Below are 13,084 nucleotides of genomic sequence, written 5' to 3' on the forward strand. Positions count from 1 at the left end.
TCGCTACCTACTTAGCGGGCTTTTTTCATTTTAATTTATCGGCGTAATAACGAGCGAACTTTTCAAGTTTAGGGGCAATAAGAATACTGCAATAACCTTGGTTCGGGTTTTCGTTATAGTAATCTTGATGGTATTGCTCTGCTGGGTAAAAGTGTGTAAGCGGGCTCAGCTCGGTGACAATCGGCTCACGAATTTGTTTTTGTAAGGCTGCTATCATCGCCTCTGCTTCATCTTTTTGCTGTTCATCATGATAATAAATGACACTGCGGTACTGTGTGCCAACATCATTACCTTGGCGGTTTAATTGTGTCGCATCGTGCAGCGTAAAAAACATTTCAAGTAAGGTATTGTAGCTAATAATGCTGCTATCAAAGTCCAGTTGTACGACCTCGGCGTGTCCGGTTAACCCCGTACAAATCTGCTGATAACTGGGGTTTTCAATCTCGCCGCCAGCATAACCAGAGCTTACATTTAATACGCCTTTGACGCGTCTGAATGCGGCATCAATACACCAAAAGCAGCCACCACCCAATGTGGCTATTTGTATGTTGTTATTCATGTTTTACTCCCTCACTGTTTTGCTGACTATAGCTGAAAAAACAAAACGCCGTAAAGACGGCGTTTTGTTAAAAGCTACAGAGCGTCTAAATTTCTTCTAACGGTTTGTCTTTCGCTTGCTGTTCCAGTTTACTTTGTAAGTACTCTGGTGACTGTGTATTACGCGCAAAGGCAGTATACGCAGCGGGCACAACAAACAAGGTGAGTAAGGTTGCCACAATTACGCCGGTGAATACCACAACACCAATTACCATACGGCTTTCTGCACCCGGACCACTTGCGAGTACTAGCGGTACAGAGCTCATTACGGTTGTTAATGAGGTCATAATGATGGGACGTAAACGCTGCGTAGCGGCTTGTGTAATGGCTTCGTTAAACTCAACGCCTTTATCTCGTAGCTGGTTTGCAAATTCAACAATCAAGATACCATTTTTAGCACTTAAACCTATTAGCATCACAATACCAATCTGGCTGTAAATATTTAGCGTTAAGTCTGTGTACCATAAACCAAATAAGGCCCCAACTAGACCGAGTGGCACGGTTAGCATGATCACCAGTGGGTGAATAAAACTTTCAAACTGGGCTGCAAGTACTAAGAACGTCACTGTCAGCGCAAGGATGAACACATAGGTCATCGCTGATGCACCTTCGTAAAACAGCTGAGACTCACCTTTGTAATCAATGGCGCCATCAATGTCGTTCTCTTCAGCGGCAACCTGATTTAAAAAGTTCAGTGCTTCTTCTAAGGTGTAGCCATCAGCTAAGTTGGCGCTAAGAGTAATCGCACGCATACGGTTGTAGCGATTTAAACGTGATGCAGTCGCTTCTTCTTTTAGCGTAATGAGGCTATCTAGCGGCACGAGTTCACCACTACGTGATTTTAAGTAGATATTTGAGATATCCGTCGGGTTAGCAAAGTCTTCTTTGGTCCCTTTTAGAATTACGTCGTACTCTTCACCACGGTCGATAAAGGTTGTCACTCGACGTTGACCTAGCATGGTTTCAAGAGTGCGGCCTACATCGGATACAGACACGCCTAAATCAGCGGCTTTGTTTTTATCGATATTGATTAAAAACTGTGGGAATGTCTCTTTATAGTCGTGGTCAATGCGCACAAGGCCTGGGTTTTTCTCAGCACGCTTAATAATGCGGTCACGCCAATCGGCTAATTGGTCGTAATCGTTACCTTGTAATACGAATTCAATTGGGCGTGATGAGCCACCGCCACCAATACCACTGCGCATAATAGCAAAGGCTCGAATGTCGGTCACTTCTTGCATTTTTCCACTAATTTCATCGATCACTTCCCATGTTGAGCGTTTTCGTTTATCCCAATCGGCCATACCAACGATTGCAACACCGCCTTGGCCGCCCCAGCCAGGTACACGAATGAGCACACGGCTCAACTCACCAGACTCTGAATATGGCATTAAACGCTCTTCGATTTTAGCCATATTAGCGGCGTTATTTTCGTAACTTGCCCCTTCAGGGCCGCTCATCATGATAAAGAAAGTACCGCGGTCTTCTTTTGGCGTCAGTTCCGAAGGAATTTGCTGAAATAGCATGAAGCTGGCAACGCCTGTCATGATCATGGTGAGCAACAAGCTCCATTTTCGACTCATGTTTGATGCTAGTGAATTACGATACGCCTGTTCAATTTTGGCAAATGTTTTATCCATCCATTGGCTAAATTTACTTTCTTTTTCAGAGGCTTTAAGTACCTTTGAGCACAACGCTGGTGACAAGGTTAGCGCGGTAATACTTGAGAAAAACACAGCCGCACTCACTGCCATAGCAAATTCTGTGAACAATGCGCCAATACGGCCATCCATAAAGACCAGTGGCACAAACACTGAAATAAGCACCAGCGTGGTGGCAATAATGGCAAAGCCTACTTCACGTGCCCCACGAAAGGCAGCAAGTAAAGGTGGCTCACCAAGCTCTATACGGCGGTGAATGTTTTCAAGCATTACAATGGCATCGTCGACCACTAAACCAATGGCTAACACTAAAGCGAGTAGGGTAAGCAAGTTGATTGAGTATCCCATGGCAAGCAAGAACATAAAGCTACCAACGAGTGCCACAGGGACAGTAACTGCGGGCACTAAAGTCGCGCGAATACTCCCCAAGAATAAGTAGATAACTAAGACAACCAAGGCCATTGAAATAGCGAGTGTGCGGTACACTTCGTTAATCGATTCTTTGATGAACACTGACGAGTCGTAGCTGTCTTGAATCGTGGTGCCTTCAGGTAGGTTACGTTTTATTTTCTCAAGTTCGGCGCGGGCATTGTCTACCACAGTAAGGGTATTCGCTTTTGCTTGTTTTACAATGCCTAAACCAATCATGTTACGGCCATTACCACGGAATAAACTTTCGTCGTCAGCGGCTTCTAAATGCACATCGGCCACTTCACCTAGGCGCACTAAGTAGCCGTCGTCGCCCCGTTTAATAACCAAGTTTCTAAAGTCGCGTTGATCCTTATAGCTGCGTGCTGTACGCACAGTAAAATCACGGTCAATCGATTCAATCTCACCAGCGGGCAGTTCAACGTTTTCTGTGCGTAAGGTATTCTCGATATCGCTGCTGGTAATCCCGCGCGCCGCCATGGCCTTGCGGTTTAGCCAAATTTTCATGGCGTACTTACGCTCACCACCGACACGTACATTCGACACACCATCAACTACGGCTAAACGGTCGACAATAAAACGCTGTGCGTAGTCAGAAAGTTGCAACGAATCCATTGTCGAACTATTAAGGACAAACCAAGCGATTGGACTTTCATCGCTGTTCGATTTTGACACCTCAGGTGGGCGTACTTGTTCTGGTAGGCTATCAAGCGCACGTGCTACACGCTCACGCACATCGTTTGATGCGGCATCGATATCGCGACTGATATTAAACTCAATAGTGATGTTTGAGCGGCCATTACGGCTTGACGAATTAATGCTTTTAATCCCTTCAATACCCGAAATACGATTTTCGAGCACTTGGGTTATTTTGGTTTCAATAATTTCTGCACTGGCCCCAGTATACGATGTGCTTACACTCACAATCGGGGTTTCAATATCAGGGTATTCACGCAGTGGTAGCATCGAAAAAGCGACGAGACCAAAGGTAAGTAACAGTAAGTTTATTACGATCGCAAAGACCGGACGTTTAACGCTAGTATCTGTAATTTTCATGGTTTAGCCCTTGATACTAACTTTGCTGCCAGTGCGAATTTTGATAATGCCTTCAGTCACGACTTGTTGACCATCTGTTAGACCCTTATCGATGGCAACCCACCCGTTATGACGTCCCGCTACATGTACTTCAACTTTATTGGCAACCCCGTCTTCAATTTTGAATACATAGTGTTTATCTTGCTGAGGGATTACCGCTTTTTCAGGCACCATGAGTGCTTGGTTTGAACTCAGTTGTAATGCGGTGTTTAACAGCATACCAGGGCGTAATAAACCGCTTGAATTGGTAAAACTGGCAGTCACTTCAACACTGCGAGTAACCGAGTCAATGCGTGAGCTGATGTGCGTGACTTTGCCGTTAAAGGTTTTTCCTGGGTAAGCATCATTTTGAGTCATGACTTTCATGCCTAGCTGCAGTTGCGCAAGGTATTTTTCAGGAACTTTAAAGTCCACTTTTATAATACTGATATCATCGAGAGTGGTAATATTGGTGGTGCTATTAACATAAGTACCTATCGAGATTTCACGCTTACCTAATAAGCCTGAAAAAGGCGCTTTAATGGTCATTTCTGCCAGTTTAGTTTTGGCGCTTTCAAGCTGAGCTTCGGTGGCATCTACACGAGACAATTGCTCTTCAAGTAACGATTTAGCGGTTGCTTGCGAACGTGATAGTTCGGTTAAGCGGTCTAGTTGGCGTTTTTCTTCACGTAAATTGATACTCAATTCTTTTACTGCTAATTCTTCTTGTTGTGCTTGTAACTGAACTAGTTTTTGACCTTTACTTACTAAATCGCCATCATTGAAAAATATATCAGTCACATAGTCGTTTTGTGCACTGCGAATGAAGATCGCTTGATTCGCGCGCGCGCTGCCTATCGCTTCGATTAAAACGGCATTTTCTTCAGCCGTGACGGTATGTGCGACAACCTGGGTTGAACGGTCTCCAAAGTTGCTTTGCTCGCCTTGGCTTGAAGGTAAATATAAATAAATACATAACCCTAGCAAAAGGGTAATAATAAAAGGAAAAAGCGCTTTACCAGATTGTGTCGAATACATCATCGTGTTACCAGAAAATTAGTTGAGTGTAGTGTACAAAATTAGTACGTGCCCCGTATGTCAGGTATCTCATATATTTGTGCATTTGGCGTAAAAGTTAAAAGTTCAGCGCATTTGTTCCTTAATTGTTATGAGAAGAGAGGTGTAAGTATGAGTAAACAAACCAAGTGTCCGTATTGTTTAACGCTTAGAAAGATTGTTTTGGTCACAATTGTAATGTTTATTTTTTACTTTTCAGTGTATGGATAACAAAAACGCGATTTTAAAGGTACGGGCACAGGCTTCGCGACATGGTATTGAGTTTTTATTGGTCGGAGGCATTGGGCTTGTATTCATTATGCTGTTTAACCTGCTACGTCCCGGTGAGATTAGTATAGTGGAAATTTTTTTAGTCAGTAGCTGCCTTGCTGCTATATTTGTCGGCTTTTTTAAAACACAAGAGCCTTATTATAGCTTTACCTATACTAATCAGTTGCTTATATATCATCATAAAGTTGGGCATTGGCAATTAAAACGAGAAAACTTTCACCACAGTGGTGTCCCAAAAGTGGAACAAGGCTTAGAATACCTTGAGTTAAACGCAGTTGGTATTAAACTCAATAACATAGATGAATTTTTAACTCAGATTCACCCCCGAATTGCAGGGCGATTATTAATAGAACAACGTCATATATTTATGCAAGTTGTTCAAAAACATTGCAAAAATGGCAATTGCCCATCAGAATGGTTAGTTGAAGAGACGGACTACACTGCCCCTAGTGGTCAGCTTTACAAAGGATTGATTGCCATGTTTGCTAATCGTACGCAGCATTTGAGGCAATTGACAGGGTACGATTTATTGTTGCCTGCCAATGCACTTGATACTGATATTTGGCAATTCAGTGCAGATTTGAATCGTTGGAAATTAAACCCTAGTGAATTTATCAATACTCGTTTACAGAAAGATGTAAGTAATTAGGTGGCAGTAAGTAGGAAAAGGCTATGAGTCAAGAACGTTCTTTTATTAAAAGTGGTCGAAACACAATTATTCATAAAGATAAAAAACTCGACTTAGTAATTGTGAATGGCGAAAACCACCCACGTATAAAAGTGACACAAAATGGTCTTGAACCGTTTAAAGAAGATCTGCCAAAAAACCGTCGTGAAGCAAAAGAGCGTTACCTCGAAATGGTTTACATCACCAGCCCTGATGTTTTTGCAGAAGAAAAACGTCTATTGTTCATTCAAGCCCTTGATGGCCGAGAATATAAGATAGATTACAGTAAAATTGGCACTAAATTGTTTGTGCGTATTCATCAAGAAAGTTACTTATAATTTAGGGTGTTCTTGGCACTTTACTTGCTAGTTATCTTCTTATTTGGCCGTTGGTTATAAAGCCAACGTTGCATTTTAAGGTGGTAAACATGAGATTAGTGCCTCTTGTAGTTGTTGCATTAACGACACTCACAGCCTGTGGGGGCGGTGGGTCGAGTGACACAACACCAATCGCTGCGACAGTTAATGCTGGAGCTGATCAGCAAATTATTGAAAAAAGCGAGTTTACATTATTGGCTAAGGGCTCGCCTGCTGATGGAACATTTACGTGGCAACGAGTAAGTGGCCCTGTTGTAGAGGGTTTCCCAGCAGAAGGTGCTGAGCAAACTCTCACTGCCCCTGATATTAAGCGAGACTCAGAGCTCGTACTTAAAGTTAATTATCAAACGGGTGATGGTCAGTTAGTCAGTGATGAAGTAAGCATATTCATTACCTCTAATAACCAGCTGCCTGTTGCCGTGATCACGCAAACTGCACCGCAAGAACTGCCCTCAAAATACAATGATACTATTGTGCTCAGTGGTGAAGAGTCTGTCGATATTGATGAAAATGGTTCGATAGACAGTTATTTATGGACTCAGCTTTCGGGCCCAGATTTAACCGTTGATAGCTTTAATAATCAAACGATTAGCTTTACTCACCCGCTGCTAGAATCAAACACGCCAATGACATGGCGACTAACAGTGACCGATGATGAAGGGGGCTCTGCAAGCTCTGAACAGTCATTTACGCTTAATAAAACCCTTGAAGTAATCATTGCTAACGCTGGGGAAGATCAGCAAGTTATAGAGTTTGATACCGTTACGCTTGATGCAAGTAACAGTGAAATTGTGACTGCAACCAAGCAGTGCTATTGGGAACAACTAACGGGTGAAATAGTCACCCTTGCAAATCAAAATCAATGTATCACCACATTCATTGCCCCTGATGTTGATACCGACACAGAACTTAGTTTTGAGGTTACCGTCACCGACAGTAAATCGCGCAGTGATACAGATACGGTAGTGATTGGTATCAGCCCTAAACCCCTCGGCCTTATAAATGATACGGGCATGAGCGATTGCTATAACAACACGCAAAAAATTAACTGCAAAAGTGACAACTTCCCAGCTCAAGATGCAGATTTAGGGCGTGACAGTGTTGCTAATCAACTTGATAAAGTAGGCCAAGGTGACTTGGCATTTGATTTTACAAAATTAAATGAATTTGCGGATGAGCTGCCAGACGACGCAGTAAACTTTAGTTGTGTACGCGATAACGTGACAGGCTTAATTTGGGAAGTAAAAGCGGCAAGTGCCACACTGCCACCGGCAACCACTAACCGTGCAGCAACAAATCATTACACGTGGTATTTAAATAGTAATAACGGGGTACAAACGGGCAGTGTTCAAGGTGCAGCAAACTCAACGTGCCCAAGTAACACTGCGTGTGGTTTACAAACGTATGTGAATGAAGTGAATGCGATTGATTTTTGCGGCGGCACTAATTGGCGTGTTCCCACCTATACCGAACTTCTGGGAATACTGGATTACGCTAAACAAGGTGAAGCAAGCTTACTCAACAGTGAGTTTTTTCCAAATCAGCCAAGCAATATTCAGCTAAGCGATGATGGCAACCCGTTTATGCCGTATTGGACATCACAAACCGCTGTGGATGGTACCAGTTTGTCGCAGGCATATATCATTGATATGAGTAGCGCAAACGACTTGGCCTACCCGAAAGGGAAAACCGCCTTTGTCCGCTTAGTAAGAACACCGGGAGAATAATATGCGTAAACTATCTTTCTATGCATCGGTTGCCTTACTGGCAACACAGCCTACATTTGCTATGGCGCAGGTTTGCTACGATGCGGTAACGCAAACGACCCCAGACAGCCGCTTTGTCATTAACGAAAATGGCACGGTAAGTGATGTAGAAACAGGCTTAATGTGGCAACGTTGTAGCTTTGGACAAACTTATAATAGTGCAACGGCAACATGTGAAGGCACCAGCCAGCAGCTAACCTGGGGTGAAGCATTACGCGGTGCAAAGAATACGCGTCTTGCCGGTTTTTCTGATTGGCATGTGCCTAATGTAAAAGAGTTAGCCAGCATTTTAGAGCATCGATGCGTGCAGCCGAGTATTAACGAAAGTGTCTTTCTTGCTACTAAGCTGCAAAATTACTGGAGCAGCACATCAGGAAAAGAGCGAACAGACCTTGCTTGGGTTTATCAGTTTGATAAAGGCATAAACAGTCTTCACGCTAAAGAATCCGATGTATTTCTGCGACTCGTACGTTATGAAAAATAATTTTTAATGATAGATAGCCGCGCGTTTTCAAGCGCGGTTTTTATGTCGGCCCCTTTAATTCCTTGGGCGATAAATTGCTGTGGATCGACAGCGCTTGCCTGTTCAGTCACTTGGTGTAGTTGTGTTATACATGCCACTGGCTTTTGTTCACTTATTTCTAACGCCTTGAGTACGGCGTTTAAACGCTCAGGACGACGCCATAAATCAAGTCGGTTAAAACAGCCTAGCAGTGCGTCACAATCCGGCTGCTTGTCAGTCAATATTGAACGATGAGCAACAGTGTTAAGAGCAACATCACGCACTTCATTTGGTAGACGGATCTGCTGTGCGATTGTGTGAATATCAGATTCTGTTAGCGAGAGTGTCACTTGGCTAAAAAGTAATGCTGTGTCTGTAATAGAGTGCTTGTTGGCATAATCAAAGCGCGCTTGCATCGTTTGATACAATGCATCACTCCACTGTGATTCTAACGTGGGGCTGATCACATGTAAGCCTCCAATTTTAAAGAGAGTATTTAAAAACTCTGCAAATGCGCCATCACTAAGAGATTTTTCGCATTCTAACCAAACTCGTTCCGCTGTGAGTGTTTCAAGCTCGCCTGCTTTTACCATCGCAATAAGCAAACGTTCTGTTTCTGGCGCAATAGAAAAGCCTAAGTAATGATAACGAGCAGCAAATCGGGCGACTCGTAAAATACGTAACGGATCTTCAGAAAACGCATCTGAAACATGGCGTAATAAACGGTTCTCGATATCGCTTTGCCCACCAAAAGGGTCAACTAATGTGCCATCTTCGGCTTGCGCTATCGCATTAACAGTTAGGTCTCGGCGGATTAAGTCTTGTTCTAAAGTGACATCGGGCGTGAAATCGCAGATAAATCCCGTATAACCTTGGCCTTGTTTCCGCTCAGTTCGGGCAAGTGCATATTCTTCTTTTGTTTTTGGGTGCAAAAAAACAGGAAAGTCTTTGCCGACTTGTTGGTAGCCTTGTTTAATTAGTTGCTCGGGAGTTGCACCTACGACAACGTAGTCGCGTTCTTTTACTTCACGACCTAACAGTGCGTCTCTTACAGCGCCACCGACCAAATAAACCTGCATAGTACACCTATTATTTTTACCTTTTCGGTATTTTACGTTATTTGCCAGCGATACCCAAACTCCAAAAAATAGGCGCTTTATTCGGGGCCGTGTTTTTTATCTTAAAGTAATTTTAGTATAACGTACGAACAAGGTTTTAAGTCGCGTAGTTTTTTGCCATTATAGGCCGTGATTTTAAACGCAAGGAACATCACGGTGTATTTAAGCTATTTTGGCTTGTCAGAAAAACCTTTTTCGATTGCCCCTAATCCTGAATATTTATTTCTTAGTGAGCGTCATAAAGAGGCCTTAGCGCACCTTACTTATGGACTAGGTGAAGCCGGCGGTTTTGTACTTTTAACCGGCGAAGTGGGAACAGGTAAAACAACATTAACCAGAAGTCTGCAAGAGCAGTTACCTGAAAACACGCAAGTCGCACAAATTCACAACCCGGCATTGTCTCAACTTGAATTGCTTGCCAGTATTTGCGACGAACTTAAGATTGACTATGACAGCGAAAATGCCACATTAAAAACCTTAACAGATGTGATTAAAAAGCATCTTGAGGCGAATAATTTAGCAGGCGGTCATACCATCTTAATTATCGATGAAGCACAATTGCTGGCTCCCGATGTGCTTGAGCAATTACGCTTATTGACGAATATAGAAACAGATCATAAAAAGTTACTACAAATAGTGTTAGTTGGGCAGCCTGAGCTACAAGAGCTATTAAAACGCACCGAACTTAGACAACTTGCTCAACGTATTACGGCGCGTTACCACTTATTACCGCTTAGCGAAGGCCAAGTATTTGCTTATGTTAAACACCGTTTACTCAAAGCAGGTACTGAACAAGCGCTCTTTTCTGCTGATGCCTTAAAAGCGATTTACCAAGTAACAGAAGGGGTGCCAAGGCTTATTAATTTATTGTGTGAGCGCTGCTTAGTCGGGGCTTTTTCACAGCAAAAGCTGAGCATTGATAGTGAGCTTGTCATGCGCTCAGCAGTTGAAGCTTTACCGCCAAGCAGTGCGCCTATTTCGTCAACTGCTAACAAAGAGCCAAGTTATGTTTGGCTTTATCCTGTTTCATTTTTAGCCGTATTGGGTATGGGTATTGGTTTATCTTACCTAATATAACGAGTGATCATTTATGTCATTACTTTTAGATGCAATTAAACAATCTGGTCAACACGAGCAAACAGCGATTGATCATGACCACGCTGCTCTGCAGCTTAAACAACAACAAGAATTAACCCGTTATCGCCGTCTTGCCTTTTCGTTTGGGTTATTACTAGCGGTTATTTTAACGCTGATGGCAGGCTTCTCTATTGGTAAATGGCTGCAAAAAAATGAACCTTTTGCGCAAAAGCAAGTTACTAGTAACAGTGCTGAAGAGACACAAAATTCTTCACAAGCGACAGAGACTTTAGCGACAACAGATACAAATAATGTACCTGTAAAAGAACAGGCACCCGCAACAGCCGTTCCGCAAGCTGCCAATACACAGGCCAATCTGCCTGTTAACAATACTGCGAATAATGTGGGCCAAGTGCCTGTTACAGTCGCACCTCAGCAGCAAATGATGCAGCAAGTTCCTGTGCAAGGGCAGCAATATCAATGGGTGCAAGTACCCGTTAATACCGTGCCTGTTTATGCTAATCAAGGTTATCAAGGGCAACCTGTTTATCAACAGCCTGTGTATCAAAATCAGCCAATTTATCAGCCTCAGCAACCGCAATTTTCGCAGCCAATGCAAATGCAACAAATGACACCGCAGCAAATGAGCAGTCGAGACATTGACATGAGCAAATACAAGGTGCTGGGTAAGCCGCTAAATGATCAAAGCCCATCGCAAGTCAACCAAACCGTGGTTGATGACGAATTTAACGACGTGCCTAATAACTTAAAAAGTGCCTTCGAGAGAGCAGTCCAAGATGTCGATAATAAGCATGTGGCTGATATAACGCGCAGTACTAAAAACTCATCATACGCAGAGCCTGTCGAACTGCTGCCTGACTCGCTGCAAAGCTTGATCCCAACAATTAAGTATCAGGCGCACATTTATGCCTCTGAAGCCTCTAAACGTTGGATAAAGATAAATGGTCGTGAATTGTATGAAGGCGATAATATTGGCGTACTCAATGTGATAGAAATCACACCTGAGCAAAGTTTATTTAGTTACGACGGTTACGAGTTTACGTTAAAAGCACTGCAAGACTGGCCTGAGTAGCCAGTCTTATATTTAAAAATAGTGGTTATGGCAAAATTGAGTTTTTGAAGAAGCGGATCAGATCGACATTAAAGTCATTGGGTCTGACTGCTGCTTCTAAGCTATCGTGACAACGGTTATTTGCTAAATCAATATCTTGCACTTCGGTATAGTGTGCATGCTTGGCGTTATAAAACACTTTTACCACGGGTTTTAATGGGCTGCTTGGGTTACTTCGTGTAACCACGGCAAGCTTTTGGCTTTCAAGTTTCACCAAGGTGCCGACAGGGTGAATACCGATACATTGAATAAATTTCGTCACAAGGTCGCCATCAAAACTATCTGGGCAGCCATCTTTTAGAATTTTAAATGCTTTAATTGGCTCCATACCGGCTTTATAGACTCGCTCTGCGGTGAGTGCGTCATATACATCAACAATCGACGCCATACGAACGTACAGGCTTAATTCATCACCATGCTTACCGAATGGGTAGCCGCTGCCATCTAATCGCTCATGATGGAAACCCGCAATTTCAACTGCGATGCCACTGAGGCCTGATTGTTCTAATATTTCTTTGCTGAAACGGGCATGGTCTTGAATGATTTGATATTCTTCGTCTGTTAACTTACCTGGCTTATTGAGTATTTCATCAGGTATTTTTATTTTGCCAATATCATGCAGTAGGGCACCTGTCGCTATTTCTTGAATGATGCTTTTATCGATGCCTAAGTGTTTGGCAAAAATGCTAATAAGAATTGAAACGTTAATTGAGTGTTCGAGTAAATAGGCGTCTTTTTCGCGCATTCTGGTAATGCAGGCAAGGGCATCTTGATTACGGAAAACGGAGTCCATAAAGCCACTGGCCAATTCTTGAAATGGCGCAATATCAATTTTATTACCAGTACGAATATCATTAAATGCTTTGCTTTGGAGTGATTTTGCTTCGTTGTATAAACTATTCGCTTTGGCCATTTCTGCAGACACGCTATGCGATGTATGCCAGGGGTTATGGGCGACGGTTTGCGGCTCTGGCGGCGAAGTGTTTTGCTGCTCTTCCACTTTATTGTCACTGCTCATTGTGAGCGTTTTATCGGGGTCGATAACGACTTCTAAGATACCCGCTTTAGCTAGTTTATCGATACCTCCCTGAGTCTTCACCCATCCTTGGTTTTTAATGCGGATTTTGCCTGTCTGTTTTGTAACGCTTTGTACAAACATACCGGGCTTAAGTTGATTAATAGGGAGAGTTTTCAAGGCCTTTACTTCAAGTTAAATACATTACCTTTAACCTAGCAGATAATTTGTCTTCTAGTAAATAATAATAAAGGTGATAATTTTGAAATTGGTGCAGCTTTTCGTCTATAAAGTGGTTGTTTTTCTTAATGTTAGACTATTT

11 protein-coding genes are annotated in these 13,084 nt (G+C 42.8%); 6 read left to right on the plus strand and 5 right to left on the minus strand.

The features are described 5' to 3' along the window. Positions 1 to 25: 25 nt before the first annotated feature. The 3 genes from msrA to BM378_RS06725 all read right to left on the minus strand — a co-directional run bounded on the left by msrA (position 26) and on the right by BM378_RS06725 (position 4,799). Positions 26 to 559: a peptide-methionine (S)-S-oxide reductase MsrA gene (msrA, locus tag BM378_RS06715; protein ID WP_036970858.1), complete on the minus strand. Its 534-nt coding sequence runs from the start codon at positions 557 to 559 to the stop codon at positions 26 to 28. Between the two features lie 85 nt (positions 560 to 644). Then, positions 645 to 3,743, minus strand: coding sequence for an efflux RND transporter permease subunit (locus BM378_RS06720; protein WP_065978026.1), 3,099 nt, complete (start codon positions 3,741 to 3,743; stop codon positions 645 to 647). A 3-nt stretch (positions 3,744 to 3,746) separates the two neighbouring features. Further along, positions 3,747 to 4,799 (minus strand): efflux RND transporter periplasmic adaptor subunit, encoded by a 1,053-nt coding sequence (locus tag BM378_RS06725; RefSeq protein WP_036971758.1) that lies wholly within the window; start codon positions 4,797 to 4,799, stop codon positions 3,747 to 3,749. Between the two features lie 241 nt (positions 4,800 to 5,040). Between BM378_RS06725 and BM378_RS06730 the strand changes: the two genes are divergently transcribed. The 4 genes from BM378_RS06730 (at position 5,041) to BM378_RS06745 (ending at position 8,402) form a co-directional block, all read left to right on the plus strand. Continuing rightward, entirely contained in the window at positions 5,041 to 5,757 is a 717-nt protein-coding gene (locus BM378_RS06730) for a DUF2982 domain-containing protein (RefSeq protein ID WP_074988862.1), read from the plus strand. A gap of 23 nt (positions 5,758 to 5,780) precedes the next feature. Beyond that, on the plus strand, positions 5,781 to 6,113 hold the full coding sequence (locus BM378_RS06735; protein WP_074988863.1) for a hypothetical protein: 333 nt from the start codon (positions 5,781 to 5,783) through the stop codon (positions 6,111 to 6,113). Between the two features lie 89 nt (positions 6,114 to 6,202). Beyond that, complete coding sequence (locus tag BM378_RS06740; RefSeq protein ID WP_074988864.1) at positions 6,203 to 7,879, plus strand: Lcl C-terminal domain-containing protein; 1,677 nt, start codon at positions 6,203 to 6,205, stop codon at positions 7,877 to 7,879. A 61-nt stretch (positions 7,880 to 7,940) separates the two neighbouring features. Further along, positions 7,941 to 8,402 (plus strand): Lcl C-terminal domain-containing protein, encoded by a 462-nt coding sequence (locus tag BM378_RS06745; RefSeq protein ID WP_227006851.1) that lies wholly within the window; start codon positions 7,941 to 7,943, stop codon positions 8,400 to 8,402. Here the strand turns inward: BM378_RS06745 and BM378_RS06750 are convergent. Next, on the minus strand, positions 8,390 to 9,499 hold the full coding sequence (locus tag BM378_RS06750) for a tRNA nucleotidyltransferase/poly(A) polymerase-related protein (RefSeq protein WP_065978028.1): 1,110 nt from the start codon (positions 9,497 to 9,499) through the stop codon (positions 8,390 to 8,392). The genes BM378_RS06745 and BM378_RS06750 overlap by 13 nt on opposite strands. Positions 9,500 to 9,694: 195 nt before the next feature. Between BM378_RS06750 and BM378_RS06755 the strand changes: the two genes are divergently transcribed. Continuing rightward, the gene (locus BM378_RS06755) at positions 9,695 to 10,615 is read left to right on the plus strand and encodes an ExeA family protein (RefSeq protein WP_036970843.1); all 921 of its coding nucleotides are present in this window, start codon (positions 9,695 to 9,697) and stop codon (positions 10,613 to 10,615) included. 13 nt (positions 10,616 to 10,628) lie between these two features. Continuing rightward, positions 10,629 to 11,708 carry a general secretion pathway protein GspB gene (locus BM378_RS06760; protein WP_036970841.1) on the plus strand — a complete coding sequence of 360 codons (1,080 nt, stop codon included), beginning with the start codon at positions 10,629 to 10,631 and terminating at the stop codon, positions 11,706 to 11,708. A gap of 25 nt (positions 11,709 to 11,733) precedes the next feature. Here the strand turns inward: BM378_RS06760 and BM378_RS06765 are convergent, their stop codons facing one another. Continuing rightward, positions 11,734 to 12,942, minus strand: a complete 1,209-nt coding sequence (locus BM378_RS06765) for a cyclic di-GMP phosphodiesterase (RefSeq protein ID WP_036970838.1) — start codon at positions 12,940 to 12,942, stop codon at positions 11,734 to 11,736. Positions 12,943 to 13,084: the final 142 nt, after the last annotated feature.

This window comes from Pseudoalteromonas lipolytica (assembly GCF_900116435.1).
Taxonomy (GTDB): domain Bacteria; phylum Pseudomonadota; class Gammaproteobacteria; order Enterobacterales; family Alteromonadaceae; genus Pseudoalteromonas; species Pseudoalteromonas lipolytica.

What these genes read in the sequence shown, in the direction of transcription:
- msrA (WP_036970858.1), bottom strand. Translation starts at nt 559, where the DNA reads ATGAATAACAACATACAAATAGCCACATTGGGTGGTGGCTGCTTTTGG.
- BM378_RS06720 (WP_065978026.1), bottom strand. Translation starts at nt 3,743, where the DNA reads ATGAAAATTACAGATACTAGCGTTAAACGTCCGGTCTTTGCGATCGTA.
- BM378_RS06725 (WP_036971758.1), bottom strand. Translation starts at nt 4,799, where the DNA reads ATGTATTCGACACAATCTGGTAAAGCGCTTTTTCCTTTTATTATTACC.
- BM378_RS06730 (WP_074988862.1), top strand. Translation starts at nt 5,041, where the DNA reads ATGGATAACAAAAACGCGATTTTAAAGGTACGGGCACAGGCTTCGCGA.
- BM378_RS06735 (WP_074988863.1), top strand. Translation starts at nt 5,781, where the DNA reads ATGAGTCAAGAACGTTCTTTTATTAAAAGTGGTCGAAACACAATTATT.
- BM378_RS06740 (WP_074988864.1), top strand. Translation starts at nt 6,203, where the DNA reads ATGAGATTAGTGCCTCTTGTAGTTGTTGCATTAACGACACTCACAGCC.
- BM378_RS06745 (WP_227006851.1), top strand. Translation starts at nt 7,941, where the DNA reads ATGGCGCAGGTTTGCTACGATGCGGTAACGCAAACGACCCCAGACAGC.
- BM378_RS06750 (WP_065978028.1), bottom strand. Translation starts at nt 9,499, where the DNA reads ATGCAGGTTTATTTGGTCGGTGGCGCTGTAAGAGACGCACTGTTAGGT.
- BM378_RS06760 (WP_036970841.1), top strand. Translation starts at nt 10,629, where the DNA reads ATGTCATTACTTTTAGATGCAATTAAACAATCTGGTCAACACGAGCAA.